Annotated in this window: 25 protein-coding genes and 1 riboswitch; of the genes, 20 read left to right on the top strand and 5 right to left on the bottom strand. The window is 60.3% G+C overall.

Annotated features, from left to right (window positions below; all coding sequences use genetic code 11):
- Nucleotides 1-91 precede the first annotated feature (91 nt).
- From DevBK_RS00600 to DevBK_RS00575, 6 genes are all read left to right on the top strand, one after another.
- Entirely contained in the window at nucleotides 92-562 is a 471-nt protein-coding gene (locus tag DevBK_RS00600) for a MarR family winged helix-turn-helix transcriptional regulator (RefSeq protein ID WP_062631443.1), read from the top strand.
- On the top strand, nucleotides 559-2,226 hold the full coding sequence (locus DevBK_RS00595; RefSeq protein WP_317184075.1) for an MFS transporter: 1,668 nt from the start codon (nucleotides 559-561) through the stop codon (nucleotides 2,224-2,226). Before DevBK_RS00600 ends, DevBK_RS00595 begins: the two co-directional genes overlap by 4 nt.
- 21 nt (nucleotides 2,227-2,247) lie before the next feature.
- Nucleotides 2,248-3,327, top strand: a complete 1,080-nt coding sequence (locus tag DevBK_RS00590) for an HlyD family secretion protein (protein ID WP_317184074.1) — start codon at nucleotides 2,248-2,250, stop codon at nucleotides 3,325-3,327.
- Nucleotides 3,328-3,425: 98 nt separating this feature from the next.
- A complete protein-coding gene (locus DevBK_RS00585) occupies nucleotides 3,426-4,094 on the top strand; it encodes a MarR family winged helix-turn-helix transcriptional regulator (RefSeq protein WP_061909921.1) in 669 nt (222 codons plus the stop codon).
- Between the two features lie 15 nt (nucleotides 4,095-4,109).
- A complete protein-coding gene (locus DevBK_RS00580) occupies nucleotides 4,110-4,826 on the top strand; it encodes a hypothetical protein (RefSeq protein ID WP_317184073.1) in 717 nt (238 codons plus the stop codon).
- Between the two features lie 79 nt (nucleotides 4,827-4,905).
- Complete coding sequence (locus tag DevBK_RS00575; protein ID WP_317184072.1) at nucleotides 4,906-5,451, top strand: carboxymuconolactone decarboxylase family protein; 546 nt, start codon at nucleotides 4,906-4,908, stop codon at nucleotides 5,449-5,451.
- 127 nt (nucleotides 5,452-5,578) lie between these two features.
- Here DevBK_RS00575 and DevBK_RS00570 read toward each other — a convergent pair whose 3' ends face one another.
- The gene (locus DevBK_RS00570) at nucleotides 5,579-5,887 is read right to left on the bottom strand and encodes a metalloregulator ArsR/SmtB family transcription factor (protein ID WP_317184071.1); all 309 of its coding nucleotides are present in this window, start codon (nucleotides 5,885-5,887) and stop codon (nucleotides 5,579-5,581) included.
- A 117-nt stretch (nucleotides 5,888-6,004) separates the two neighbouring features.
- On the opposite strand from DevBK_RS00570, the gene DevBK_RS00565 reads away from it, so the two are divergent.
- The 11 genes from DevBK_RS00565 (at nucleotide 6,005) to DevBK_RS00515 (ending at nucleotide 16,261) form a co-directional block, all read left to right on the top strand.
- Complete coding sequence (locus DevBK_RS00565) at nucleotides 6,005-6,433, top strand: YeeE/YedE family protein (RefSeq protein ID WP_317184070.1); 429 nt, start codon at nucleotides 6,005-6,007, stop codon at nucleotides 6,431-6,433.
- Nucleotides 6,433-6,870 (top strand): DUF6691 family protein, encoded by a 438-nt coding sequence (locus tag DevBK_RS00560; RefSeq protein ID WP_061909911.1) that lies wholly within the window; start codon nucleotides 6,433-6,435, stop codon nucleotides 6,868-6,870. The genes DevBK_RS00565 and DevBK_RS00560 overlap by 1 nt, the downstream gene beginning before the upstream one ends.
- Nucleotides 6,871-6,896: 26 nt before the next feature.
- The gene (locus tag DevBK_RS00555; RefSeq protein ID WP_317184069.1) at nucleotides 6,897-7,811 is read left to right on the top strand and encodes an MBL fold metallo-hydrolase; all 915 of its coding nucleotides are present in this window, start codon (nucleotides 6,897-6,899) and stop codon (nucleotides 7,809-7,811) included.
- Between the two features lie 5 nt (nucleotides 7,812-7,816).
- The gene (locus DevBK_RS00550) at nucleotides 7,817-8,140 is read left to right on the top strand and encodes a TIGR01244 family sulfur transferase (RefSeq protein ID WP_317184068.1); all 324 of its coding nucleotides are present in this window, start codon (nucleotides 7,817-7,819) and stop codon (nucleotides 8,138-8,140) included.
- An 11-nt stretch (nucleotides 8,141-8,151) separates the two neighbouring features.
- Nucleotides 8,152-8,937 carry a sulfite exporter TauE/SafE family protein gene (locus tag DevBK_RS00545; RefSeq protein WP_317184067.1) on the top strand — a complete coding sequence of 262 codons (786 nt, stop codon included), beginning with the start codon at nucleotides 8,152-8,154 and terminating at the stop codon, nucleotides 8,935-8,937.
- A 715-nt stretch (nucleotides 8,938-9,652) separates the two neighbouring features.
- Nucleotides 9,653-10,537 carry an AraC family transcriptional regulator gene (locus DevBK_RS00540; RefSeq protein WP_317184066.1) on the top strand — a complete coding sequence of 295 codons (885 nt, stop codon included), beginning with the start codon at nucleotides 9,653-9,655 and terminating at the stop codon, nucleotides 10,535-10,537.
- A 240-nt stretch (nucleotides 10,538-10,777) separates the two neighbouring features.
- Entirely contained in the window at nucleotides 10,778-11,773 is a 996-nt protein-coding gene (locus tag DevBK_RS00535; protein WP_410494056.1) for a sugar ABC transporter substrate-binding protein, read from the top strand.
- A gap of 53 nt (nucleotides 11,774-11,826) precedes the next feature.
- Nucleotides 11,827-12,636 (top strand): ATP-binding cassette domain-containing protein, encoded by an 810-nt coding sequence (locus tag DevBK_RS00530; RefSeq protein ID WP_317184065.1) that lies wholly within the window; start codon nucleotides 11,827-11,829, stop codon nucleotides 12,634-12,636.
- Nucleotides 12,633-13,883, top strand: a complete 1,251-nt coding sequence (locus DevBK_RS00525) for an ABC transporter permease subunit (protein ID WP_317184064.1) — start codon at nucleotides 12,633-12,635, stop codon at nucleotides 13,881-13,883. The genes DevBK_RS00530 and DevBK_RS00525 overlap by 4 nt, the downstream gene beginning before the upstream one ends.
- Before the next feature lie 19 nt (nucleotides 13,884-13,902).
- Complete coding sequence (locus tag DevBK_RS00520) at nucleotides 13,903-14,631, top strand: SDR family oxidoreductase (protein WP_317184063.1); 729 nt, start codon at nucleotides 13,903-13,905, stop codon at nucleotides 14,629-14,631.
- A gap of 10 nt (nucleotides 14,632-14,641) precedes the next feature.
- Nucleotides 14,642-16,261 (top strand): FGGY-family carbohydrate kinase, encoded by a 1,620-nt coding sequence (locus DevBK_RS00515; protein ID WP_317184062.1) that lies wholly within the window; start codon nucleotides 14,642-14,644, stop codon nucleotides 16,259-16,261.
- A 122-nt stretch (nucleotides 16,262-16,383) separates the two neighbouring features.
- Here DevBK_RS00515 and DevBK_RS00510 read toward each other — a convergent pair whose 3' ends face one another.
- The 4 genes from DevBK_RS00510 to DevBK_RS00495 all read right to left on the bottom strand — a co-directional run bounded on the left by DevBK_RS00510 (nucleotide 16,384) and on the right by DevBK_RS00495 (nucleotide 20,785).
- Nucleotides 16,384-17,190, bottom strand: coding sequence for an ABC transporter permease (locus DevBK_RS00510; RefSeq protein ID WP_317185568.1), 807 nt, complete (start codon nucleotides 17,188-17,190; stop codon nucleotides 16,384-16,386).
- A 5-nt stretch (nucleotides 17,191-17,195) separates the two neighbouring features.
- Nucleotides 17,196-17,987: an ABC transporter ATP-binding protein gene (locus tag DevBK_RS00505; protein WP_317184061.1), complete on the bottom strand. Its 792-nt coding sequence runs from the start codon at nucleotides 17,985-17,987 to the stop codon at nucleotides 17,196-17,198.
- Nucleotides 17,988-18,101: 114 nt separating this feature from the next.
- On the bottom strand, nucleotides 18,102-19,121 hold the full coding sequence (locus DevBK_RS00500; protein ID WP_317184060.1) for an ABC transporter substrate-binding protein: 1,020 nt from the start codon (nucleotides 19,119-19,121) through the stop codon (nucleotides 18,102-18,104).
- Nucleotides 19,122-19,309: 188 nt separating this feature from the next.
- Entirely contained in the window at nucleotides 19,310-20,785 is a 1,476-nt protein-coding gene (locus tag DevBK_RS00495) for a phospholipase D-like domain-containing protein (protein WP_317184059.1), read from the bottom strand.
- A 1,330-nt stretch (nucleotides 20,786-22,115) separates the two neighbouring features.
- Nucleotides 22,116-22,227: riboswitch (TPP riboswitch) on the top strand.
- Between DevBK_RS00495 and DevBK_RS00490 the strand changes: the two genes are divergently transcribed.
- The 3 genes from DevBK_RS00490 to DevBK_RS00480 all read left to right on the top strand — a co-directional run bounded on the left by DevBK_RS00490 (nucleotide 22,218) and on the right by DevBK_RS00480 (nucleotide 24,382).
- Nucleotides 22,218-22,826 carry a YkoF family thiamine/hydroxymethylpyrimidine-binding protein gene (locus tag DevBK_RS00490; protein WP_317184058.1) on the top strand — a complete coding sequence of 203 codons (609 nt, stop codon included), beginning with the start codon at nucleotides 22,218-22,220 and terminating at the stop codon, nucleotides 22,824-22,826. (Overlaps the previous riboswitch by 10 nt.)
- A gap of 15 nt (nucleotides 22,827-22,841) precedes the next feature.
- Nucleotides 22,842-23,636: an ABC transporter permease gene (locus DevBK_RS00485; RefSeq protein WP_317184057.1), complete on the top strand. Its 795-nt coding sequence runs from the start codon at nucleotides 22,842-22,844 to the stop codon at nucleotides 23,634-23,636.
- The gene (locus DevBK_RS00480; protein WP_317184056.1) at nucleotides 23,633-24,382 is read left to right on the top strand and encodes an ABC transporter ATP-binding protein; all 750 of its coding nucleotides are present in this window, start codon (nucleotides 23,633-23,635) and stop codon (nucleotides 24,380-24,382) included. Before DevBK_RS00485 ends, DevBK_RS00480 begins: the two co-directional genes overlap by 4 nt.

Genomic DNA, 24,382 nt, shown 5'->3' with positions numbered 1-24,382 from the left:
GTTCGCTGCGCATGTCAACCATGCAGAATGAGCCATTGCAGATCCTCATTCCCAATTTTATGTAGCTCCCTACATTATAGGGAACAACAAAATGGTGGATGAGCTGGATCTGCTCAGAACCGTCAGCCGGTTAAGTAGGGAATTGAGCGCTTCGTTCGATGTCCATCTGCGGGACATGAACCTCACGTCGGCGCGCGCCCGCGTACTTTATTTTCTGCTGCCACTCGAAACCGGCGCCAGCCAGGCTGACGTGACCAATCATCTTGGCGTTGAGCATCCGACTGCAGTCCGTATTCTCGATGGCATCGAGGCCCTTGGTTACATCCAGCGCATCCCCTCTCCCGAAGACCGGCGGGCGAAGAAAATCGTCCTGACCACGACAGGCCAGGTGATCGCCGGGAGAGTTTCAAAGCTCCTCAGCGACCTCAACCGGCAACTCATCGAGGACCTGGACAAGGCCGAAATGGAGATCGCCAACCGCGTCCTCCTGCAAATCCTCGCCCGCACCCAGGCGCTCCGCTGCGCCATTCCGGGGCAAATTAGGGCGCAAGATTTATCATGACGTCACAAGCCTCAGAATTGGCGCCTACCCCAGCGCAAGCCGCCGAGCCTGCCAACCAGCCAAGTGCACCGCCGGCCATGCCGCCCTTCGTGCCCAAGTCGCCGCTCGTTGCCGCGGTCTATATTTTCAGTTCGCTGGTTCTGGGCCTCACCCAAGGCCTGGGCCTGAACCTCATCACCGCCAACCTTCAGGGGCTGCAGGCCTCCTTTGGTGCAACCCAGTCCGAAATGGGCTGGCTGGCAGCGGCCTACTTCGCCACGAACCTGGCTGGCACGATCCTGATGTTCAAGGTGCGGACCCAGTTCGGCCTCCGCCGCTTCGCCGAGATCGGCATCGCCGCCTATGTGCTGGTAGTCATCGCCCATCTCTTTGCCCATGACCTGCAATCGGCCATCGTCGTCCGCGCCATCATGGGGATTGCGGCCGCACCGCTCAGCACGCTCGGCTTTTATTATATGCTCGAGTGGCTCCCGCCGCAGAAGAAGATGAGCATCGGCATCTGCTTTGGCATGCTCGGCTCGACGCTGGCGCTGCCCCTTGCGCGCGTCATCTCGCCCGAATTGCTGCAATTGGGCGATTGGACCGGCCTTTATGCAGTCGAACTGGGCCTCGCGCTCATTTCGCTGGCCGTCGTTTTTCTCGTGCCGCTGACCCATCCGCCGCGCGTCAAGGTTTTCGATCGCGACGACCTTGTGAGCTTCCCGCTCATGACTGTCGGCTTTGGCTGCATCGCCATCGTGCTCGGCATGGGGCGGACCCTCTGGTGGCTTGAAACACCCTGGATCGGCGTCGTGCTGGCTCTGGGCATCGGCTCGATGGCGCTCTTTTGCATCGTCGAACTGCACCGGACCAATCCGATCATTGACCTCCGCTGGCTCACCGGGCGCGACATGTTGATCTTTGCCGGCGCGCTCGTCGCCTTCCGGCTGCTGCTATCGGAGCAATCGGTGGGCGTCTTCGGCCTCTTCACCGTGCTCAACATGCAGAACGATCAGCTAATCCCGCTCTTCGCCGTCATCGGCATCGTCACCTTTGCGGCCACCGCCGTCCTCAGCATGATCATCAAGCCCCAGCGGGTGGAGATCATCCATCTCACCGCTTTGATCCTGATCGCTATCGGCAGCTGGCTCGATACCCATTCGACCACTTTGAGTCGCCCAGAGCAGTTCTATGTCAGCCAAGCGCTAATCGGCGCGGCAAGCGGGCTCTTTCTGCCCCCGGCCATGCTCAATGGCTTCATGAAGGCCCTGGCGCGCGGCCCGCAATATATCCTCTCGTTCCTCGCCGTTTTCCTGACCACGCAAAGTCTGGGCGGCCTGTTGGGTAGCGCCATCTTTTCCACCTTCGTGGCCCTGCGCGAGCAGTTTCACTCCAATGTCCTGGCGCAAGGCATTACCCTTCTCGACCCTGTGGTCGTCCAGCGCATCCAGGCCTATGGCGGCGCCTATGGCCGGGTGCTTACCGATCCGACCCAGCGCAATACGCAGGGCCTGACGCTACTGACCCAATCGCTCACCCAGCAATCCTGGGTGTTGGCCTATAACGATCTGTTTTTGCTGATTTTCTACGGCGCCCTCGCCGCGGCCGCCGCCCTTCTTCTCCATCTGGGACTACGCGCTCTGGGCTCGGCCCGAGTATCGACTGCCCCCGTCCCCGCCACCTGATTTCACGACGAAGTATCCAAAATGAAGATCAAAGACTTTCTCACATCCAAGAGCAGCTGGGCCGCCCTCATCATCGGCATCGTCGGCGTCGGCGTCGTACTCTACGCCTGGCAACTGCCGCCGTTCACGTCGACGATCGAGTCCACCAACAATGCCTTTGTGCGCGGGCGCGTCACCATGATCGCGCCGCAGCTTGCCGCCTATGTGACCGAGGTGCCAGTCACCGATTATCAGGAGGTTAAGAAGGGCGATCTCTTGGTGCAGCTCGATGACCGCATCTATCTCCAGCAGCTCGAGCAAGCCGAAGGCGCCCTGGCGCAGCAGCGCAGCGCGCTCGACAATTACGAGCAAAACCGCGCCTCCAAGCAGGCGAGCGTCGAATTTGCGCAAGCCCAGCTCGAAGCGGCCCAAGCCGCCTTCCAACGCGCCGAAGCCGATGCCGCGCGCAGCGAATCCCTGCTGGCGTCTGGGCTCTCGCCGCAATCGAGCGCCGACCAGGTTCACGCGGCGCTCCTTCAGGCTCAGTCCAGCGTGGCGCAGGCAAAGGCCAATGTGAGCATGGCCGAACAAAACCTGTCGCTGGTCGAGGGCAGCGTCCCCGCTCTCCAAGGCGCCGTCCGCTCGGCGGAAGCGGCCGTCGAATTGGCCAAGATCAATCTCGCCAATACCAAAATCGTTGCTCCGGTGGATGGCACGCTGGGTGAAGTCGCCGCCCGCATCGGCCAGTTCGTCGCCGTCGGCACGCAGCTGACCTCGGTAACACCGCCCCAACGCTGGGTCGTGGCCAATTTCAAGGAGACGCAGATGCCCGGGCTCCATGTCGGCCAGGACGTATCGCTCACCGTCGACGCCCTCGCCCATGCGGCGCTCAAAGGCCACATCGCCGAAATTTCGCCCGCCACCGGGTCCGAATTCAGCGTCATCAAGCCGGACAATGCCACCGGCAATTTCACCAAGATCGCCCAGCGCATCCCCGTCAAGATCGAGATCGACCCCGATCAGGAACTCGCGCTCCACCTCTTGCCCGGCATGTCCGTCGAGGTTGCTATCGATACTGACCCGCCACAGTCTCCCCCTGACGCGACTGCGCCGCAGGGATGATGACGGCTGAAGATCATTGGGATGTGTGTCCCCGCGCCATGAAACGGCAAGACGACATCATGCTTGCTATTACATAGGACTCCTATATATATCGACTTATGGAAACGCCGGTCACACCCAAATCACTTCCTCTTCGCATCCACGAAGGTCTTGAGCGCCTTGCGACAGCTTTGCGCGCCGATGACTGGGTTGGCGCACGTGCCGCGGGAGTCAATCCAACGCAGTTCGCCATCATGGCGTCTCTGGAAGGGCGGCCGGGTGGATTGAGCGTTCGCGATATTGCGCAACAGCTCGGGGTGTCACAGCCCTCCGCAACTGACTCGATCGGCGCGCTCGAACGCAAGGGGTACCTCTATAAGGCCCCAGCCCCCAGCGATCGCCGCTCGGTACGGATCGTCTTGACCGAACACGGCGAGGCCTCGCTTGCCTCCGCGCACGCAACACGCAGCGTTGCCGAAAGCGCCGCTGGCGCCCTTGATAGGGCCCAGCAAGAAGAGCTGCTCGTTTCGCTCGTCACCATGATCCGGCACCTTCAGGAAAGCGGCATTATCCCCATTCAACGCATGTGCGTCAGTTGCCGGTTCTTCCGGCCCTATGCGCATCAGGATGCGGCCCAGCCGCATCATTGCACTTTCGTGGACGCCGCCTTCGGCCAGCAGGACCTGCGGGTCGATTGCCGCGAACACGAAACCGCCGATCCTTCGGCCCGGGCTGCCACCTGGGCCGAATTCACCAGGGATCATACCCTCAACCCTCCAGGCATCTGAGAAAGACCACCACAAATGACCCGTTTGACCCTGTTGGCGGCGACGCTGCTGACAACCCTTTCGGCTGCGCCGAGCTTTGCCCATGACACTGGCATCCATGCCGATCCGAACGAAGCCATCATGGCCTCCTTCGACATCATCGAAACCACCATCGTCACGCATGGCGACGACGCCGTCTTCACCACTCGCGTTCGCGGCGAGGCCGGCCTCGACAAGCCCGACGCCACGGGCAAGTTCGAAGGCTCCAGCGTCTATGCCTATGTCTGGCCCACAAGCCTCAATAGCGGGGATATCGGCTTCGAGAACGATCAGGGCATCGTCGCCCTTGCCGTAACCTTCCACCCCGATTTCGACGATGCCGCCTATGGCGGGGTCAACCGTCACGTCTGGCATCCCCATTGGGTGGTGCTGGGCGAAGACGCCGCCTGCCCTGGCGGTCTCAAGGTCAACGACATCCCCGAGGGCACGACGCCCAAGGTGCCGCCGACCTGGCCCAACGTGCCGCTCCTGATCGACAGCCCCGACTATCCCACCACCTTCACCGGTGACACGGTGGAAGTCACCATTCCGGTCAAGCTCATCAGCGGCATTGCCGAAGCGAACTTTGATGGCGTCACCGCCGGTCTCAAGGTCAATGGCAACCTGCATGCGCCGCTTTTGTGCGTCGAGAACGTGTTCAAGGTCGCATCGGGCGACCTCAGCCTCCCCGGCAAGGTCAGCGCCGGCCACTAGCTGATCGAAAAGCGCCGGTCCGTCGACTGCCATCGACGAACCGGCAGTTCCCACCCTCCAGGCTATGAAGAGAAGAAACATGAGCAGAATTACCCTTATCGCCCCCGCTGAAGCAACTGGCTCGGTCGAGCAGAACTTTGCCGAGATCCAGTCAGCCTTTGGCGTCGTCCCGAATATGTTCAAGGCCGTCGGCAATTCGCCTTCGGCGCTAGCTAGCCTCTGGGGCTCGTTTGCAGCCCTTGGCGGCGGCCGCCTCGGCTCCAAGCTCGGCGAGCAGATTGCCGTCGCCATCGCCGATCGCAATGCCTGTCACTATTGCCTTGCCGCCCATACCGGCCTTGGCAAGCGCGCCGGCGCCACGGCCGAAGAAATGGCCGAGGCGCAAGCCGGCCGCTCGGCCGATCCGCGCACGGCAGCCGCTCTCAAGTTCGCACTCAGTCTCGTCGAACAGCGCGGCAGCGTCGGAAGCGATGATGTCAATGCCCTCGTCGCAGCCGGGTTTGATGAGGGAGAAATCGTCGAGATCATTGCCCATGTGGCACTCAATCTCTTCACCAACTACGTCAACGTCGCCCTCGACGTGCCCGTGGATTTCCCCGGAGTCAAGCTGACCCGCACTGCCTGAAGCCACTGGCCCGCGTTACCTGCGCGGGCCACAACTCCGTCGAGCCAAGCACGCAGCACGTGAATGGCATTTCAAGTCTGGGCAGAACTCAGCCATTTCAGATTAAGGGTGCAGTCCGCCGCTACAGCTACACCTCATCGGCCGGTCGACAGTAGATATCATACAGGGTCTCCAGCACCTTCCTGACGGGCTCCGACGCCAACCGATAAAAGATGGTCTGCCCATCGCGCCTCGTCTTCACCAGACCGAGCGCCCGCAATTTCGAAAGATGTTGTGACAGTGGTGACTGCTCCAGTGCCACGATCCGGGAAAGCTCACTGACGCTCCGCTCCTGCCCGATCAGGTTGCACACGATGAGCAACCGCTTGGTATTCGCCATGGCTGTCAGAAGCTGAGCAGCTTCCTCAGCGCGCGGCTCGAGCTCTGCAGCATTCATTGATCCAAAATCTCTCGTTTCCACGCTTGACACATTAGAACATTCGAATATGTTATATAACGAAATTGGTTATGACCAGCGCATATCAGTGCGCTGATCCAAGCACAAGCAGGCTTAATGGAAACGACATTCACGCCCCTCCAGGCCTTACTCGGCGGTTCGCTTATTGGCGCATCCGCGGTCGCCTTGATGGCGCTCCACGGCAGGATAGCCGGAATAACCGGCATCCTGACCGGGCTGGTCCTCCCCAAAGGCGACTGGGATTGGCGTCTGGCTTTCCTGATCGGTGCCATTGCGGCGCCTCTAATGATCCTGCTCCTCACTGGCTCTACCCTGCCGCTTCAGGCCGAGCTCCCATATTGGGCTATCACTCTTGGCGGCCTCTTGGTCGGTATCGGTGTGACCTTTGGCGGCGGCTGCACATCGGGCCATGGGATCTGCGGCATCGCACGGCTCGCGGCACGATCCATCCTCGCAACACTGATCTTCATGTTGACCACCTTCGTCACGGTCTTCGTGGTCCGTCACATTCTGGGAGGCTTATGATGCTCCGCATCGCGTCCGCAGGCACCATTGGCCTCGTCTTCGGTGTCGGCATCGTCATTTCGGGCATGTCTAACCCGGCGAAAGTGCTCAATTTCTTCGATCCCTTCGGCACTTGGGACCCGAGCCTCTTGCTGGTCATGGCATCGGCCCTGCTGGTCACCTTCATAGGCTACCGCTTTGTGCTACGGCGACCTGCACCCGTGTTCGATCGTACCTTCCATCTGCCGACCAAGCGCGATTTCGACATGCCGCTCATCGCAGGTTCAGCCACATTCGGCATTGGTTGGGGCATAGCTGGGTTCTGTCCTGGCGGCGCCATTCCAGCACTCGGCTCAGGCGAACCCAGCCCTTTCATTTTCGTCGCGGCAATGATCGTCGGCATTCTGATGGCCAATGGCCTCAAGGCAGCCCTGGCGCGTCGCGACGCCCTTGCGTGACGCTTCGCATTGGAAAAGAGATTTCCGTGTCCACCCAACCGATACCGTTTACACCTGACCTCTCTATCAAACCGGAAGTCGTGCCGTTTTTCGACGCGGCGACGAACACCATCAGCTATATCGTCAAGGATCCAGCATCGACCGCCTGCGCCGTGATCGATTCCGTTATGGATTTCGACTATGCCTCCGGCAAAATCGCTTCTGATGGCGCCGACAAGATCATCGCGCATATTCAGGACCACGGCTGGACACTCGAATGGCTGATCGAGACGCATGTCCATGCCGACCATCTCTCGGCGGCCCCCTATATCCAGTCGAGGCTCGGAGGAAAGCTGGGCATCGGCGACCAGATCCGCGTGGTGCAAAGCACCTTCGGCAAGATCTTCAACGAGGGCACCGCATTTCAGCGCGATGGGTCGCAGTTCGATCGCCTGTTCAAGGATGGCGATAGCTACCAGATCGGCACCTTGACGGCGCACACGCTCTTCACGCCGGGCCACACGCCAGCAGATATGGTGCATGTCATTGGCAATGCTGTGTTCGTCGGCGACACGCTCTTCATGCCCGATGGTGGCTCCGCTCGTGCCGACTTTCCCGGCGGCGATGCACGAACGCTCTATCGATCAATCCAGAGGCTGCTGACCCTGCCGAGCGAGATGCGCCTCTTCATGTGCCACGACTATGGCCCCAATGGTCGCGGCATCAGGTGGCAAACCACCGTCGCGGAGCAGCGCGACCGCAATATCCATGTGGGTCATGGCACCACTGAAGATGCTTTCGTCAAAATGCGCGAAGAGCGGGACAGCACGCTCGCCATGCCCAAGCTCATCATCCCGAGCCTGCAAGTCAACATGCGGGCTGGTCACCTTCCGCCGCCCGAAGACGACGGAAAAACCTATCTCAAAGTGCCTATCAATGGGCTCATCACCGCAAAGGAATAATCATCATGGCCATCAATAAGATCGACGACCATTTCGCCCAGAGCCCGCAGATCCAGGCCGACGATATCAGGGCCATTGCAGAGGCTGGCTACAAGGGCATCGTCTGTGCCCGCCCCGACAATGAAGATCCGAACCAGCCTTCTTTCGCTGAAATCGCCGAAGTTGCTGAACGCTTCGGGATCAAGGCCTTCCATATTCCGGTCTCTGGGCCGCTAACCGAGGGCCAACTCATCCGCTTTGAACAGGCTCGCGCCGAAACGGATGGTCCCATCCTCGGATATTGCCGCTCCGGCGGTCGCGCCGGCAGCCTTTACGCCGCATCCCTCTAAGTAAAAAGACGATGTTCCTTGAACCCCTGCAATATCTTCTTGGCGCCTTCTCGGGTAGCCTAGTGGGCTTCACGCTCGGCCTCTTCGGCGGCGGCGGGTCGATCCTCGCTGTGCCGCTGATGGTCTATCTCGTGGGGGTTCCGGTCGCTCACATGGCTATCGGCACGAGCGCATTTGCCGTCGCGGCCAACGCTGCCACCAATCTTATTACTCATGCCCGCAAGGGCAATGTGATCTGGCGCTGCGCCCTGATGTACACAGTCGCCGGTATCGCCGGGGCCTTCATCGGCTCGACGCTCGGCAAAGCGATGGATGGTGAAAAGCTGTTGTTCCTCTTCGCCATTCTGATGCTGGTCGTGGGCGTGCTGATGTTTCGTGGCAGGGGAAATCCCGGCATTCCAGGAGCCACCTGCAACAGGGAGAAGGCACCCAAAGTTTTGGGTTATGGTGGCATAACTGGCGCGCTTTCTGGATTCTTCGGTATCGGCGGGGGTTTTTTGATTGTACCCGGCCTCGTCGCCTCAACCGGGATGCCTATTCTAAACGCCATCGGATCTTCGCTCCTGGCTGTCACCGCCTTTGGCCTAACGACAGCTTTGAGCTACGCCTTTTCGGGCCTGGTTGATTGGCCTCTCGCTGCCATATTCATCGGAGGTGGTGCCCTAGGCGGTCTTGCCGGCACTAGGGCCGCAAGCACACTTGCCAGCAAAAAAGGGATGCTCAATGTGGCATTCGCCGCCCTAATACTTGTCGTCGCCGGCTACATGGCCGCGGAGACGGTTGGCGCGATTCTATAGTCTGAACAGGGTCGCCTGACCTTGCCCTACTGCTTTGGGATGAGCAGCGGACTGGCGGCATAGAGCGAGGTGACGTGAAAGCCGACAATACAGCGGCCCGAGCCACAAATTCGACGACGATGAGATTGTCCCTTGAGGTCCTTCGAGAGCGATATTTCTCGATCCGCCAAGCTTGTCCGCACATCGTTCGTCATATGATGAGCGGGTCTTGGCAAGGAGGATAGTATGCGCAGCCGTTCCCCGAAGATGAACTTATCGAGCGATATCCGCACGACGCTCAGCTGGGTGGCGCGCAATGAAAGTCAGACGACACAAATTCCCACCGGCCGCTTCTACTTTTGGAAAGTTCGTCTTCATGACCGAAAGACCGCAATAGGGTCGTCAATAGCCACCTTGGCCATTGCTACACCAGCCCCACACGCACTCTTGAAGTCTTGCGACCCACTTCAGCCGCAAGATGCAAATCTCACGCAGGGCCTCCGGCCGTCGAGGTGGAGCACTCAGTCCCCACATTCCATCGTCTGACTAACGTACCGCAATCCGATATAAAACGACTTCTACAAAACAGGTCGCGACAAAAACGTATCAATCGCTGGACAAGTCCGTGGTAGCATTAGCCTATTGTTAGGCACTAGCTTTCAAGTCGTGGAAGACGGGCAAACCCGCACACGCTGAAACCAAGCTTCAAAAGCATTGGTCTCATGGGAGGATTGTCGTGCAACCGGATCTCGAACTCGTCCGTATCGGCGAGACGGAATCGTTCAAGGCGTGGGAACACGGCTATCCGTTTCATACGGTGCGCTGGCATTTCCACCCAGAATATGAACTACACCTCGTCTGTGCCACGTCCGGCCGATACTTCATTGGCGATTTCATCGGCCAGTTCGCTCCGGGCAATCTTGTCCTTGTCGGACCTAACCTGCCGCACAACTGGGTCAGCGAACTCGCTGACGAAACGACTATCCCCTTGCGCAGCCGCGTCATGCAGTTCACCGAGGATTTCGTCAGCCGCATGATCGGCTGCTTTCCCGAACTCGCCGCCGCACGAAAACTCTTTAAGCGCAGCAGTTCCGGCGTCCTTTTCAGCCAAACCACCTCCGAGCGCGTCGCCGATCTCATGCGCCGGATTGTCCTCGCAACGGGCACCGAACGCATCGCACTCTTTCTCGGCATCGTCGCCGCGCTCGAAGCCGACCGCTATGCACAGACCCTGACCAGCCAGCATTACCTGCCTGATCCGTCGGGCTTCATGTCGACCGGCATCAACGAGGTTCTGGCCTATATCAACGAGAACCTCACCGAAGTGCTCGACGAGGCGACCCTGGCTAACCTCGCCGGCGTCACCCCTTCGACCCTCTCGCGCAGTTTTCGGCGCCACACCGGCCAATCGCTCACCAAATACGTCAACCGGCTGCGCGTTACGCTCGCCTGCCAGCTGCTGATGTCGTCCGATTTCGCCACCGTCACAGACGTCTGCTACGCCTCCGGCTTCAACAACGTCTCCAATTTCAACCGGCAGTTCCTGGGTTTGCGCGGCATGACGCCGACACAATTCCGGCGACTGCTCCTTGAAAACAAGAGTTTTGAGGAGGCTGCATGAACGCTGTCTCCTCACCTTGGGGCCCCGCCTAGCCCGGCCCCAGTCTGACTGAAACCTAGCCATCCATTCGCAACCGCAAGCAACCGGCGGATCGAGACAGTGCGTCTTGATCGCAGGAGGACGGTCTTTGCCAAGCGAATGGCCCCGACCCGACATCTCGTCGGATTTTTTAAGAACCGTCTCTGGAGGAGAAACATGAATACTATCGCTCTCAAGACTGCCGCCGCCCTTGCCATTGCCATGGCTGGCGCCGGCGCTGCCCAGGCCGCGACCACCGTCGCCTTCCTGATGCCCGACCAGGCTTCGACGCGCTACGAAGAGCACGATTGGCCCGGCTTTGAAGCCGCCATGAAAGAGCTCTGCGCCGATTGCACGCTGATCTACCAAAACGCCAATGCCGACGCCGCTCTGCAACAGCAGCAATTCAACTCGGTGATCGCTCAGGGCGCGACCATCATCGTGCTCGATCCGGTAGACTCTGCCGCTGCAGCCGCGCTCGTCGAGATCGCCCATTCTCAGGAGGTGAAGGTCATCGCCTATGACCGTCCGATCCCTGATCTGCCGGCCGACTATTATGTCTCCTTCGACAATGAAGGCATCGGCAATGCCATCGCGCAGTCGCTGGTCGATCATCTCAAGGCCGAAGGCGTCGCCGAGGGTTCGGGCGTTCTTCAGGTCAACGGCTCGCCAACCGACGCGGCTGCCGGCCTCATCCGCGACGGCATCGACAAGGCGCTCGATTCCTCTGGCTATGAGACCCTGGCCGAATTCGATACGCCGGATTGGGCGCCTCCCGCAGCCCAGGAATGGGTAGCCGGCCAGATCACTCGCTTCGGCGACAAGATTGTCGGCGTCGTTGCGGCCAATGACGGCACGGCCGGCGGCACCATTGCGGCCTTCAAGGCTGCCGGTGTCGATCCCGTCCCGCCGGTTTCTGGCAATGACGCAACCATCGCTGCGCTCCAGCTGATCATCGCTGGTGATCAATACAACACGATCTCCAAGCCCTCCGAGATCGTGGCCCGTGCTGCGGCCGAAGTGGCCGTCAAGCTGATGAATGGCGAGACGCCGGAAGCTACCCACACGCTCTACGAAACGCCCTCGCAGCTCTTCACCCCCGCCGTCGTCACCGCCGAAAACATCAAGGCGGAAATCTTCGACAAGGGCATCCAGACCGCTGCCGAAGTGTGCACCGGCGAATATGCCGACGCCTGCACGGCTCTAAGCATCAAGTAACGGGTCCCCAGGCTCCGCCCTCGGGGGCGGGGCCGCATTCACGAGGCAGCATCATGATCCAATCGAGCCAACCGCAAACCGAGCCGATCCTGAGGCTGCGCGGCGTTTCCAAGAATTTCGGGGCCGTCTCGGCCCTCACCGATATCGAACTCGACATCCATCCCGGCGAAGTCGTCGCCCTTGTCGGCGATAATGGCGCAGGCAAGTCGACGCTCGTCAAAATCCTTGCCGGCGTCTTTCAGCCCAGTGCCGGCACCATCGAATATCTGGGCAATCCGGTGAGCCTCAGTGGTCCTGGTAAGGCGCTGGAATTGGGCATTGCCACCGTCTTCCAGGATCTTGCGCTCTGCGAAAACCTCGATGTCGTCGCCAACCTCTTCCTCGGCCATGAGCTTGCCCCCTGGCAACTCGATGAAGTCGGCATGGAATTGCGGGCATGGTCGCTCTTGCGCGAACTTGCTGCCCGCATTCCCTCGGTTCGCCAGCCCATAGCCTCGCTCTCGGGCGGCCAGCGCCAGACGGTCGCCATTGCGCGCTCCTTGCTGCTCGAACCCAAAATCATCATGCTCGATGAGCCCACGGCCGCGCTCGGCGTTGCTCAGACCGCCGAAGTGCTCAACCTTATCGAGCGCGTCCGCGATCGCGGCCTCGGGGTGATCATCATCAGCCACAATATGGAAGACGTGCGCGCCGTCGCCGATCGTATCGTCGTCTTGCGCCTCGGGCGCAACAACGGCGTCTTTACCGCCGACACCGCCCATCAAGACCTCGTCGCTGCCATTACAGGCGCCAGCGAAAACGCCGTCACCCGCCGCCAGAAATCGCGCGCTGAAGGCGCCGCCACCAGAGAGGCCGGACTATGACCACTCCCGATCCACAAACCTCGTCGACTCTCGACCGTGCCGATAGCCGCGTGCGCAATGACGACAGCTTTGCCGGCGCCTGGCGCGGATTTATCGATCGCGTTCGCTCCGGCGACCTCGGCATGCTGCCGGTCATGGTCGGTCTCGTTCTCATTTCAGTCGTTTTCACCGCGCTCAACCCGGTCTTTCTCGCGCCCAACAACCTCGTCAACCTGCTCTTTGATTGCGCAACGGTTGGCGTCATTTCCCTCGGGATCGTCTGCGTCCTGATGCTGGGCGAAATCGATCTCTCTGTCGGGTCGATGAGCGGTTTGGCTTCCGCGATCATCGGTGTCCTTTGGGTCAACACCGGCATGCCTCTACCCGTCGCCATCATCGCAGCACTGGCGACAGGCGCCTTTGTCGGCTTTGTCTACGCCATCTTTTACACCCGGCTCGGCATGCCTAGTTTCGTCGCGACCCTTGCCGGGCTCCTGGCCCTCCTCGGCCTGCAGCTCTATCTCCTCGGCGCCACGGGCTCGATCAACCTGCCCTTCCAGTCCGATCTCGTCCGCTTTGGCCAGACCATGATCATGCCAGATTGGCTTTCCTACCTCTTGGCAATCCTCCCCGGCGCCGTCATCGCCATCACTGGCTGGCGCACCAGCCAGCGCCGTGTCGCTGCGGGGCTTTCACCGCTCGCCATGCAGATCGTTTTTGCCAAGGCAATCATCCTCACGCTCGCTCTGGGTTTTGCGGTCTGGTACCTCAGCCTCGGTCGTGGTCTGCCCTGGATGTTCGCGCTCTTCGTGCTGATCGCAGTTGCGCTCAATTATGGCCTTACGCGCACTCAGTGGGGACGATCGATGTTCGCCGTCGGCGGCAATCGCGAAGCCGCTCGCCGCGCCGGCATCAATGTCAACCGCATCTACACCTCGGCTTTCATCCTCTGTTCGACCCTGGCTGCAGCCGGCGGCATCCTCGGTGCATCCCGCCTCGCCTCTTCGAGCCAGCAGGCCGGCACCGGCGACGTCAATCTCAATGCCATTGCCGCAGCCGTCATCGGCGGCACCAGCCTCTTCGGCGGCCGCGGCAGCGCCTGGTCGGCCGTGCTGGGCATCATCGTCATCCAGGCCATCTCCAATGGCCTGACCCTTCTCAACCTCTCGTCGTCCCTGCGCTACATGATAACCGGCGCCGTGCTCGCCATTGCCGTCATCGTCGACTCGCTGGCTCGCCGTAGCCGCGTCAGCCATGGCCGCGCCTGACTATTTTGGAGACCACAAAATGACCCAGAAACTTGGCGGCAAGGTCGCTGCCGTAACGGGGGCCGCCTCGGGCATCGGGCTCGAATGTGCGCGCGCCATGCATGCCGAAGGCGCAAAGGTTGTGCTTATCGATCGCGACGCCGCACGCCTCGACGCGCTGGTGGACGAAATGGGCGAAGGCGCCTTCGCCCTCAAGATCGACCTTTTTGATCATGGACAAGTGGATGGTCTGGGCGAAGCGATCCGCGCCAAGGCCGGCGGGCTCGATATCTTCCACGCCAATGCCGGCTCCTATGTCGGCGGCCCGGTCGTCGATGGTGACCCCGATGAGTGGGAGCGCATGCTCAACCTCAATATCAACGCCACCTTCCGCGCTGTCCGCTCTGTTCTGCCCCATCTTGTCGCTCAGAAATCGGGCGATATCGTCCTCACCAGTTCCATAGCCGGCTTTGTTCCTGTGGTGTGGGAGCCGATCTACACTGCATCGAAATTTGCGGTTCAAGCCTTCGTCCACACACTCCGCCGACAGGTGGCCCCCGAAGGCGTGCGCGTCGGCGCTGTCGCCCCCGGCCCTGTCGTGACGGCGCTCCTCAAGGATTGGCCAAAGGCCAAAATGGACGAAGCCCTTGCCAATGGCAGCCTCATGCAGCCGACGGAAGTCGCCGAAGCCGTGCTCTTCATGGTCACGCGCGCCAAGGGCGTCACGGTGCGCGACCTCGTTATCCTGCCCACCACTGTCGATCTCTGAAGGATATAAAATGACCACCGAGGCTCGGTATTTTGTCGGCATTGACGTCGGAACCGGCAGCGCCCGCGCTGGGGTTTTCAATGCCGACGGACACATGCTGGCCTCGGCCAAACGCGACATCGCCATCTTTCACGAGACAGGCAATATCGTCGAGCAGTCGGGCAACAACATCTGGAATGCCATATGCGCATCGGTCCGCGAGGCCGTGGAGGCAAGCGGCGTCCTGCCCTCTTCGGTCGCCGGGATCGGTGTCGACGCGACATGCTCGCTCGTGGTGGTCGGCGCGAACGGGAAACCGCTTGCCGTCGGTCCTTCGGAGGACCCCGAGCGCAATATTATCGTCTGGATGGACCATCGGGCCGCCGAGCAGGCGAGGCGGATTACCCACAATGGGCATGATGTGCTGCGCTATGTGGGCGGAACCATCTCTCCGGAAATGGAAACGCCAAAGCTGCTGTGGTTGAAGGAAAACCGCCCGGAAACATTCGACGCCGCCGAGCATTTCTTCGATCTGGCCGACTATATCACCTGGCGCGCCAGCGGCAGCCTTGCGCGATCCTCTTGCACGGTGACGTGCAAATGGACTTACCTTGCTTATGAGCGTCGCTGGGATCCCACTTACTTCCGGGCCATCGGTCTTGATGCTTTGGCCGATGAGGGTTTTGCCCGTATCGGCACCGAAGTGGTTTCACCGGGAACGCGGATTGGCGGTCTGATGGAGGAGGCGGCAGATCAACTGGGCTTGCCGGCAGGGACGGCGGTGGGCTCCGGCCTGATCGACGCACATGCAGGCGGGGTTGGGACAGTCGGCGCTCTCGGAACGCCCGAGGAGAATATGGCCTATGTCTTTGGTACATCATCCTGCACGATGACAACGACCCAAAGCCCGGCCTTTGTCCCCGGGGTCTGGGGGCCGTATTTCGATGCCATGGTTCCCGGCTTCTGGTTGAACGAAGGCGGTCAATCGGCCGCAGGCGCGGCCATCGATCGCTTGGTCTCCCTTCATCCCGCCAGTGGAGAGGCCAGCAAAAGAGCCGCAGAACTTGGGTTGTCGTTTCTTTCTTATCTGTCGCACCTCGCCATAGGGCAATCCGCCTTGGCCTCTGACGCGATCGGCCTCGCGGATGGTGTCCACGTCGTCCCGGAATTCCTCGGAAACCGTGCCCCCTTTGCCGATGCCGACACCCGCGCAGTCATCGCCGGGCTCGGCATGGACCAGTCGGAAGCGAGCCTTGTCGCCCTCTATGTCGGCGGGCTCAGCGGCATCGGCTATGGTCTCAGGCAAATCATCGAAATCCAAGAGAAACACGGCGCGCCCATAAAGCGGATCGTGATCAGCGGCGGCGCCGGCCAGGACAATCTGGTACGACAAATTCTTGCAGACACCTCCGGCGTGCCGGTGGTCGTAACCGAGGCCAAGGAGCCGGTTCTGCTCGGATCTGCGATATTGGCGTCGATGGCCGCAGGGCACTTCCCGGACCTGACGGCTGCAATGTCCAAAATGACCCGCGCCGCTGCCACCTTCGAGCCAAACGATAGTGTCCGGCAAGTGCACGAAAAGCGGTTCGCCGTTTTCGTAAACCTACAGGCGATAGCTCGATCGCCGGAGGCAAGGCATAGTGCAACCTAGCGCCAGTCGCCACCTTCTCGCAGTGATTTAGGTCTTTGTCGGCGGCGCCGTTTCTCGAGTTCCGCCGACCTTTGCCGTCTTGCGAAACCGTCCGATGTTTTGTGGTACGCGACTATTTCAAGTCAGGTCCCCATGGTGGAACGATGCGCCCAGCCGGTCATGCGCTTTTCGATCCAAGCCATGACCGCATACATGGCGATGCCTTCAACGGCCAGCATGAGAAGACCCGCAAAGACCAGCGGCACGTTGAAATTCGATTGTGCCGAGGCCATCATGTTGCCGAGGCCCGAATTGGACGCCACCGTTTCGCTGACGACCGAACCGACAAAGGCCAACGTGATCGCCACTTTCAGCGAGCCGAAGAAATATGGCATCGACCGCGGAATGCCGACCTTGAGCATGATGTCCATTTTCTTCGCGCCGAGGGCGCGCAGCACGTCCTCGGTTTCCGGTTCGATGGTCGCTAGGCCCGTCGCGACATTGACCACGATCGGGAAAAACGAAATCAGAAACGCCGTCAGCACGGCCGGCACGGTCCCGATGCCGAACCAGATGACAAGGATCGGCACCAGTGCCACCTTGGGAATGGCATTGAACCCGACCATTATGGGGTAGAGCCCGGCATAAATGGTCTTGGACCAACCGATGAAAAGCCCGATTCCGAGCCCCGCGACAACCGCGATCATGAAGCCGAGCACAGTGGTGTAGAGCGTCTGCACCGAGTTCTTCCAAATCGGCGACCAGTACTGCACGATGGCCTCGAACACTCGCGTTGGCGTCGGCAAAATAGTATGCGGCAGCCCGGACAGGCGAACGCCAATCTCCCAGATAACGAAGAGCCCGATCGTATAAAGCACCGGCGCGAGCCGCACCCAATTGAGCTTGAAGACCGGCTTTGGCGCAGCCGCAACCGGCGCAGGTGTTTCCATCGTCGTCATACTGCGGCCCTCGCCGTTGCGATTTCCCCGTGCAGCCGCTGCACCATTTCATTGAACGCCGGCTCGTAGAGCAGGTCCAACTGCCGTGGCCGCTCAAACGGCACCTCGTGCTCGGCAATCACCCTGCCCGGCCGCGCCGACATGACGACGACCTTATCGGCCAGGAACACACTCTCGCGCAGATCATGAGTCACGAGCACGATAGTGACATCCTGGCTCGCATGGAGGTCCCGGATCACGCACCAGAGTTCTTCGCGCGTAAAGGCATCGAGCGCACCGAACGGCTCATCGAGCATCAGCAATTCCGGTTCATGGATCAGCGCGCGGCACAGATTGGCCCGCTGCTGCATGCCGCCCGAAAGCTGCCAGGGGAATTTGTCGCCAAATCCCTTCAGCCCCACAGTCTCCAGCAGTTTCTCGGCCTTCGCGACATATTCAGCCTTATGGCTGCGCAACCGACGCCGGTGTCTCTCGACGATCTCGAGCGGCAGCAGAATATTTTCGAGCGTCGTCCGCCAAGGCAGCATGGTCGGGTTCTGAAAAGCCATGCCGACGATCGAAACAGGCTTGGTCACCTGACTATTGGCGACGATCACCGCCCCGTTCTGAGGAATATGCAGCCCCGTCGTCAGCTTCATCAGTGTGGATTTGCCGCAACCCGAGGGCCCGACCACCGCGACGAATTCGCCGCGATTGATTTTGAGGTTAAGCCCGCTGACCGCCAGCGTGCCGTCCGGCCCGCCATAGCGCATGTCGACGTTTTCGATGGAAACAAGCGGTGAAGCCATGCCGGTGCTCCAGAAGAAAGAGAGGTCTGCCCGGACCGTCCCCGTTCCCTCGAAAGAACGGTCCGGGCAGATGACCCAGGCGCCCTTTCGCCTGGGAATATCGCCACCAAAGAGTTACGGCAGCATGCGCTCTGCAGCCGGCGGCAGATATTGTGCATCGAACACATCAGCGGCAGTGACATTGCCCTTGAGGCCCATCGAGATCTTCAGCGTGTCGATGGATGCGGCCAGGCGCGCCTCATCAATCCCGCCAAAACCGTGCTCGACCACATAGGGCGTCTTGATGTTCATCTCGTTCGCCATGGTCAGGCGCGCGGCTTCGGTGTCGATATTGAGCGTCTCATTGCGCGCCAATACGGCAGCGGCGCCTGCTGCCGGATCAGCCACGGCATCGGCAAAACCCTTGGCGAGCGCCCGAACAAACCCCTTCACGGCCTCCGGATTTTCCTCGGCAAAGGCCTCGTTGACCATGATCGCATTGCCATAAAGATTGAGCCCGTGATCGGCAAAAAGGATGGTCGAGATATCGTCGTCCGGCACGCCATTGGCCTTAAGGTTGAGGATCACCGAGAAGGCAAAGCCAAAAACACCATCGACGTCGCCTGAAGCCAGCATCGGTTCGCGCACCGGAAAACCGATCGACTCGATGGTGATGCCCGAAGTGTCGATCCCCGCCGCTTCGACGAAAGCAGGCCATTGCGCAAAGGCGCCATCGGGCGGCGGCGCGCCGAGCTTCTTGCCTTCGAGCGATTTCGGATCGTCGGTGATCCCGAGAGATTTGCGGCCGATGACCGAGAATACCGGTTTATCATAGACCATCATGATGGCCTTGACCGGCTGGGTGTTGTCCTCGTCGAGAAACTTGATCAGCGAATTGATGTCGCCGAAGCCAAACTGGTAAGCGCCGGTGGCGACGCGCGGAATGGCCTCAACCGACCCATTGCCGGTATCGATGGTGACATTAAGTCCCTCGTCGGCAAAATACCCCTTGTCCTGCGCCAGCAGAAACCCTGCTGCTGGCCCTTCGAACCGCCAATCCAAAGTCAGCTTGACGTCGGTTTGCGCCAATGCAGGCACGGCGAAAATCAGAGAACTGAAGAGAGTAGCGGTCGCCAGAAGGCGAGGCGTGAGCATGGGTCTTCTCCGTGTTTGTTGGACACAAACAACCAAGACAAATTCATGCGCGCAAGTGGAAACTGATTAAAATTAGCGCTGAAATCATATATGCATATTTTTTAGGCTGCAGTGCTAAAAAGTGGCCGTCATAGTTTGGGCTACGCACCATTTTGGCGCGCCATCCGTGTGAAAATCTGGATCGCAGGTCAGGGTCGCCCCAGACTGATCTTGGGCTTACGCAAGCGCCGAAAAAGCCCGCGCTTCGTGAAAGCTTCGAAAATCTCTTCGGGACCCTCTGGATCCAAAACCTCGTGGTCCGCGAGCCATGCCTCGACGGCGCTTAAATCCTCAGGAGCGTATGGGATCAGAGATTTGCCATCGTTACGCAGGCCTTCGATGGCACCGATCAGCCCTCGCGCGTTCACCTCCCGCTCGATGATGTCGGGCGAAACGGCAAGATGCTCGCCGAGTAAGCTGTTGCGAATGGCCCTGACCGTTTCACTGACAGCTTCATTCTGAGCAAATGTCGCATCGATAGTGACGTCGCATTCGGTATCGAGGCGCATCGAGCGATTGTTCAGATTTGACGAGCCGATGCGTACGACCTCGTCATCGATGATAAGGATTTTAGCGTGAACGTAGATTGGCTCGCCGCCACTGGTGGCCGGCGTGTAAATTCGAAAGCGCCCATGCGTGTCCAACCGGTTCAGCGCCTGATAAAGGCGAGCACGGGCGGTATCCATCGCCAGGGGCTCCAGCCAACCTTGCGCGCTATCGGGGTTGATGACGACGATTTCGGGTCCATCGGCCTCCTGGAGGCGCTTCGCCATTGCTTCAGCCACCCGCCGCGACGCGAAATATTGGCTTTCGGCATAGATGTAGCGTTTTGCCCTGGCAATCTGGTCGAGATACAGGTGCTCGATCTCAAGAACTGACGGCCGGCCGTCGATCTCAGGCGCAGAACGAGAGACTGCGATGGGCACATCAACGAATTGCGCATCGAGAGCGTCAGGCCAAGGCGATTGCTGCTTGCTCAGTTCTGGCATTGGCCTTCCTCCGGCCGTGATCCATCGATCGCGTGCGATGTCGGCGAGTGTGCGTGCAATCGGCCCTTCCAATGCCGTTGTGGCGTCATGCCAGGGTTTGTGCGGCTTGCCATTCGGACGCACGCGGCGCGGGTCTTCGTGTATATGGTCGCGTGTGTCCCAGCGGTCCTCGGTCATGTCGATGCCGCCACAAAAGGCCAGCGCCTCGTCGATGACGACGATCTTTTGGTGGTGCGAGGCCGCTGGCGGATGGGCTCCATCGAGCTTGGTGTGAATACGTCTATGGCTCATCCATTTGAAGACGGTGAAAATGGTGGAGCCGCGAGCCAGCATCTTGAGGGCACCTAGATCCCAACGCAGCAGAAAGACTTCAAGTTCAGGGTTCTGCTGAACCAGCCAATAGATGAAGTCGCCGACTTTTTCAGGCGCACCATCGTTCGTGGGAGCGCCCAACCGGATGCGGGCATCAAAGTCCCAACCGATCAACACGATGCGCTTTTTCGCCTTCAGCATCGCCGCTCGCGCAACGCGGAAATAGTCATCCGCATCGATGATGACAGAAGCCCGCGTAGCGGTCTCGACCCGATAACAATTGACGCCTGGTAGAAGCGGGGCGCCACCGTCTCGCCGAACCATCCATTCATCCTTTATCGGCAGCGCCCAAGGCTTGGCTACGGAACAGCGATCGCATCCCGATCGATCGCGATCAGAACGAATGTCTACCCATTAGGTTTCCATAGCCTGAGCCGGCCGCCCTCGAAGTTGCGACAGCCTTTTGCAACGTCAAAGCACGATCAAAATCACCCTTGGAGTTCGTAGGGACAGTCCGCAACGCGCCCGGTCGTTTAGACTGCCAATCCGATGTCCTCCAAACAGTTGGTCTGCTGAAATCGAGACAGTGGCAAATGGGGTTGATCGCCAACTCCGCGACGGTTCAGAACTCCTCGATTCCACCGCGAAGCAGTCGAAGCAATTCTGCATTCGAACCAATCTCTATGCACGTTGCGCTACCCTGCCCGCTCTCGAGCGCCAGCCTATCTTCTGGTCCAAATACTTCATCGTATCGAAGGGTCCAGCGGAGAAGTTGGATCCGAATGCCATCCCGACGAAGCACGCGAGATAGCCGGAGCCACACCGGTGGCACCATTCGAATAATAGCGTCAGCGCGTTGAACCCGATCTATATAGGTTCGGCTGTTGCCACCCTCGATGATCCACTTTTCTTGCGCCGTCAGCTGGCGTACGCGTGCATCGATATCGTCTGGAGCTCGCAGGTTTCCAAGCGAATCCCACACCTCGTCATCAACGGCATGGACGGGTAGTTCATAACGACGACCAAGACGTCGAGCGAGCCAGGTCTTGCCTGATCCAGGGCCGCCGATAATCATGATCCTGCGTATAGCCATCGCTCTGACTTAGCACGCGGCGTCATCACTCGCATGTCCGGTCCACGCAAAACCAAATCCAGTGGGAATGGCCGAAACGGGGTCGCAACGTGCCACTGCATCTGTGGCAACGGGCGTTATCGGACATTTCCCCGATTGCCCTACTCCGCCACCAAGCGGCTTCCCCCCAAGAATGAGAGGTCGCACGAGACAATTTTTTCATCGAGACAGGCTCGCCGCATGAGCGTCGTTGTAGGGCTGACATTCGTAAAGATTGCAAACGGTCCCACTCGCCGCCCAGAAATGCCGCTTGGCGCCGCGGGGCACCGTGAGCATCCGACTGACTGGCTCTCAGCCTCCTCTAGCTTGCCCCCTCTACTCGGTGAAAACCTTTTTGCGTTGATGCGGACAGCGGGTAGAGCCATCAGGATCAGCGCGAGAGCGCCCTGATGAATATCACCCGTTTCTGCGACCCCGTTCACCGGGGCCCGAACCAGGCAGCCGACATCAGTTCGCCAGCCTCTTCACCTTACCTCTGACGTAAGAAGGCTTGCGTTCTGCGACCAGCAGCGCATAAGGTGCCCATATCCACAGGGGTGCTCCGTAGGTCGGGGCTGAGATGAGGGCGGGAAGCCTTCGGACCCTATAGCTGATCTGGGTAATACCAGCGGAGCGAGGCGGGCCATGTTTTCGGGCGCACAGATATCCCTATACCCAATGACCGACGATTTCGTCGGCGTCATCATCAGTGCTTTGGGCGCGCTCGATCCCTATCGCGACCAGTTGCGCATTGAAACCGACGACATTTCCACCCTGCTCGTCGGTCCGCCCGAAGTGCTGTTCCCGGCCATGCGCGATCTCTTCAGCGCCACCGCCCGGACCGGCAAACATTGCGTGCTCTCGGCCACCATTTCGCGCGGCTGCCCCGGCGAGCCCGACGATCCCATCTGCAATTCGACCCAATTCGACGACACCGCCGCGCCCTTGGCCGAACGGCAGGCCGCGGCGCTGACTGCGGTACAAAATGCCCCCCACATCGGCGTGTTCTCTGTGGTCCAGTTCTCGCTTTACGTCCTGGGCCAAGGCAACCATATGGACGAAATCTATGGCTGCATCGACTTCCTCAAGCACTCGGGCACCTTCGAGAAGTCCAAGCATTTCGCCACCAAGCTCAGTGGCGATACCGGCGCGCTCTTTGCCACCATCGAGCAGGCCTTCTGCCGCTTCGGCCCGCCGCAAGGCCACGTCACCATCGATCTGACGGTTTCAGCCAACAGCCCCAGCGCGCGCTGAACCCAAGGGCCATTCATGTCCATTACCGCCCCGTCGCGACAATTCGCGCGCTTTATCCGCCATGCCGGCCCGGCCATTGCCTCAGTCTCCGCGCTGATCCTGGCCTGGGAGACCTATGTGCAACTTTGGGGCATTTCGCCTACCGCCCTGCCAGCGCCCACGCGCATCATCGTCCAGGGTTACGAGCAGCGCGAAGCCCTCACCGGCCATACGATCGCAACGCTTCAGGCGACCACATTCGGCTTTGCGTCCTCCCTCATCGTCGCCCTTCTCTTTTCAATCCTGATCGACTTTTTTCGGCAGCTGCGCCGGGCGCTGTTTCCCCTATTCATCATCACGCAGACCCTGCCGCTGGTCGCCATCGCGCCACTGATTGTGCTGTGGTTCGGCTTTGGTCTCACACCCAAAATCGTGCTGGTCGCGCTCGTCACCTTCTTCCCCATGCTTGTCGCCCTAACCCAGGGTTATGAAGCCACCGACCGCAATATCTCAGCCCTGCTCGCCTCAATGGGTGCCTCCCGCTGGCGCATTTTCGTTATGGCCCGCCTGCCCTCGGCACTGCCTTATTTCTTTGCGGGCCTGCGCATTTCCATCACCTATGCCGTGGTGGGCGCCATCTTTGCCGAATATGCCGGCGCAGCCCGGGGCCTTGGCATCTATATCCTCAATGCCAAGAACAATTTCCGCCCCGATCTCGTCCTCGCGGCAGTCTTTGTCAGCGCCACGCTCACGCTGCTGCTTTTTGGCGCCACCGTACTCTTGCAGCGCGCCGCCATGCCGTGGGCCCGGCTGACGGAGGCCCGTCCATGAGCCGGCCACGTCTCGACCTCAAAAACTTGCGCAAAGGCTTCGGGCCCACCGACGTTCTCGCCGATATCAATCTCAGCGTTCAGCCCGGCGAATTTGTCTCGATCCTCGGCCCTTCCGGGGCCGGCAAATCCACCATCCTGCAATTGCTGACCGGCGCCATCGCGCCCGATGGCGGCCAGATGCTGCTCGATGGCCAACCGCTCACGCCAGCGCAGCATCGCTTCGCCTTCATGCCGCAAGGCGATGCGCTCATGCCCTGGCGTCGCATCATCGACAACACCACGCTTGGTCTTGAAGTCCAGGGTCTCGGCCGCCAGGCCGCCCGTGCCAGGGTTATCCCGCTCTTTGCAGAATTCGGCCTTGCCGGGTTCGAAAACCATTATCCCGCCCAGCTATCCGGCGGCATGCGCCAACGCGCCGCCTTGCTGCGCACAGTCGTCCAGCAACGCCCAATGCTGCTGCTCGATGAGCCCTTCGGCGCTCTAGATGCCCTCACCCGCGCCCAGATGCAGCGCTGGCTCGCCGACATGTGGACCCGACATCGCTGGACTGTGCTGCTGATCACCCATGATGTGCGCGAGGCCGTGCTGCTCTCGGACCGCATCTATGTGCTGTCGGCCCGCCCGGCCTGCGTCGCCCACCATTTTCAAGTGCCCCTTGATCACCCACGCCACAGCGTCGGGTCACCCGAGCTTGCGGCCCTCGAAGCTCGAATTTTGCAGACCCTGCTCAATCCGGAGGACTAA

The organism is Devosia sp. BK (assembly GCF_032907385.1).
Taxonomy (GTDB): Bacteria; Pseudomonadota; Alphaproteobacteria; order Rhizobiales; family Devosiaceae; genus Devosia.
This window is presented reverse-complemented; position numbering and strand designations above follow the sequence as displayed.

Bases quoted from the DNA above. Each gene is read 5' to 3' on its own strand.
- DevBK_RS00600 (WP_062631443.1), top strand. From the start codon at position 92: ATGGTGGATGAGCTGGATCTGCTCAGAACCGTCAGCCGGTTAAGTAGG.
- DevBK_RS00595 (WP_317184075.1), top strand. From the start codon at position 559: ATGACGTCACAAGCCTCAGAATTGGCGCCTACCCCAGCGCAAGCCGCC.
- DevBK_RS00590 (WP_317184074.1), top strand. From the start codon at position 2,248: ATGAAGATCAAAGACTTTCTCACATCCAAGAGCAGCTGGGCCGCCCTC.
- DevBK_RS00585 (WP_061909921.1), top strand. From the start codon at position 3,426: ATGGAAACGCCGGTCACACCCAAATCACTTCCTCTTCGCATCCACGAA.
- DevBK_RS00580 (WP_317184073.1), top strand. From the start codon at position 4,110: ATGACCCGTTTGACCCTGTTGGCGGCGACGCTGCTGACAACCCTTTCG.
- DevBK_RS00575 (WP_317184072.1), top strand. From the start codon at position 4,906: ATGAGCAGAATTACCCTTATCGCCCCCGCTGAAGCAACTGGCTCGGTC.
- DevBK_RS00570 (WP_317184071.1), bottom strand. From the start codon at position 5,887: ATGAATGCTGCAGAGCTCGAGCCGCGCGCTGAGGAAGCTGCTCAGCTT.
- DevBK_RS00565 (WP_317184070.1), top strand. From the start codon at position 6,005: ATGGAAACGACATTCACGCCCCTCCAGGCCTTACTCGGCGGTTCGCTT.
- DevBK_RS00560 (WP_061909911.1), top strand. From the start codon at position 6,433: ATGCTCCGCATCGCGTCCGCAGGCACCATTGGCCTCGTCTTCGGTGTC.
- DevBK_RS00550 (WP_317184068.1), top strand. From the start codon at position 7,817: ATGGCCATCAATAAGATCGACGACCATTTCGCCCAGAGCCCGCAGATC.
- DevBK_RS00545 (WP_317184067.1), top strand. From the start codon at position 8,152: ATGTTCCTTGAACCCCTGCAATATCTTCTTGGCGCCTTCTCGGGTAGC.
- DevBK_RS00535 (WP_410494056.1), top strand. From the start codon at position 10,778: ATGGCTGGCGCCGGCGCTGCCCAGGCCGCGACCACCGTCGCCTTCCTG.
- DevBK_RS00530 (WP_317184065.1), top strand. From the start codon at position 11,827: ATGATCCAATCGAGCCAACCGCAAACCGAGCCGATCCTGAGGCTGCGC.
- DevBK_RS00525 (WP_317184064.1), top strand. From the start codon at position 12,633: ATGACCACTCCCGATCCACAAACCTCGTCGACTCTCGACCGTGCCGAT.
- DevBK_RS00520 (WP_317184063.1), top strand. From the start codon at position 13,903: ATGACCCAGAAACTTGGCGGCAAGGTCGCTGCCGTAACGGGGGCCGCC.
- DevBK_RS00515 (WP_317184062.1), top strand. From the start codon at position 14,642: ATGACCACCGAGGCTCGGTATTTTGTCGGCATTGACGTCGGAACCGGC.
- DevBK_RS00510 (WP_317185568.1), bottom strand. From the start codon at position 17,190: ATGGAAACACCTGCGCCGGTTGCGGCTGCGCCAAAGCCGGTCTTCAAG.
- DevBK_RS00505 (WP_317184061.1), bottom strand. From the start codon at position 17,987: ATGGCTTCACCGCTTGTTTCCATCGAAAACGTCGACATGCGCTATGGC.
- DevBK_RS00500 (WP_317184060.1), bottom strand. From the start codon at position 19,121: ATGCTCACGCCTCGCCTTCTGGCGACCGCTACTCTCTTCAGTTCTCTG.
- DevBK_RS00495 (WP_317184059.1), bottom strand. From the start codon at position 20,785: ATGGTTCGGCGAGACGGTGGCGCCCCGCTTCTACCAGGCGTCAATTGT.
- DevBK_RS00490 (WP_317184058.1), top strand. From the start codon at position 22,218: ATGTTTTCGGGCGCACAGATATCCCTATACCCAATGACCGACGATTTC.
- DevBK_RS00485 (WP_317184057.1), top strand. From the start codon at position 22,842: ATGTCCATTACCGCCCCGTCGCGACAATTCGCGCGCTTTATCCGCCAT.
- DevBK_RS00480 (WP_317184056.1), top strand. From the start codon at position 23,633: ATGAGCCGGCCACGTCTCGACCTCAAAAACTTGCGCAAAGGCTTCGGG.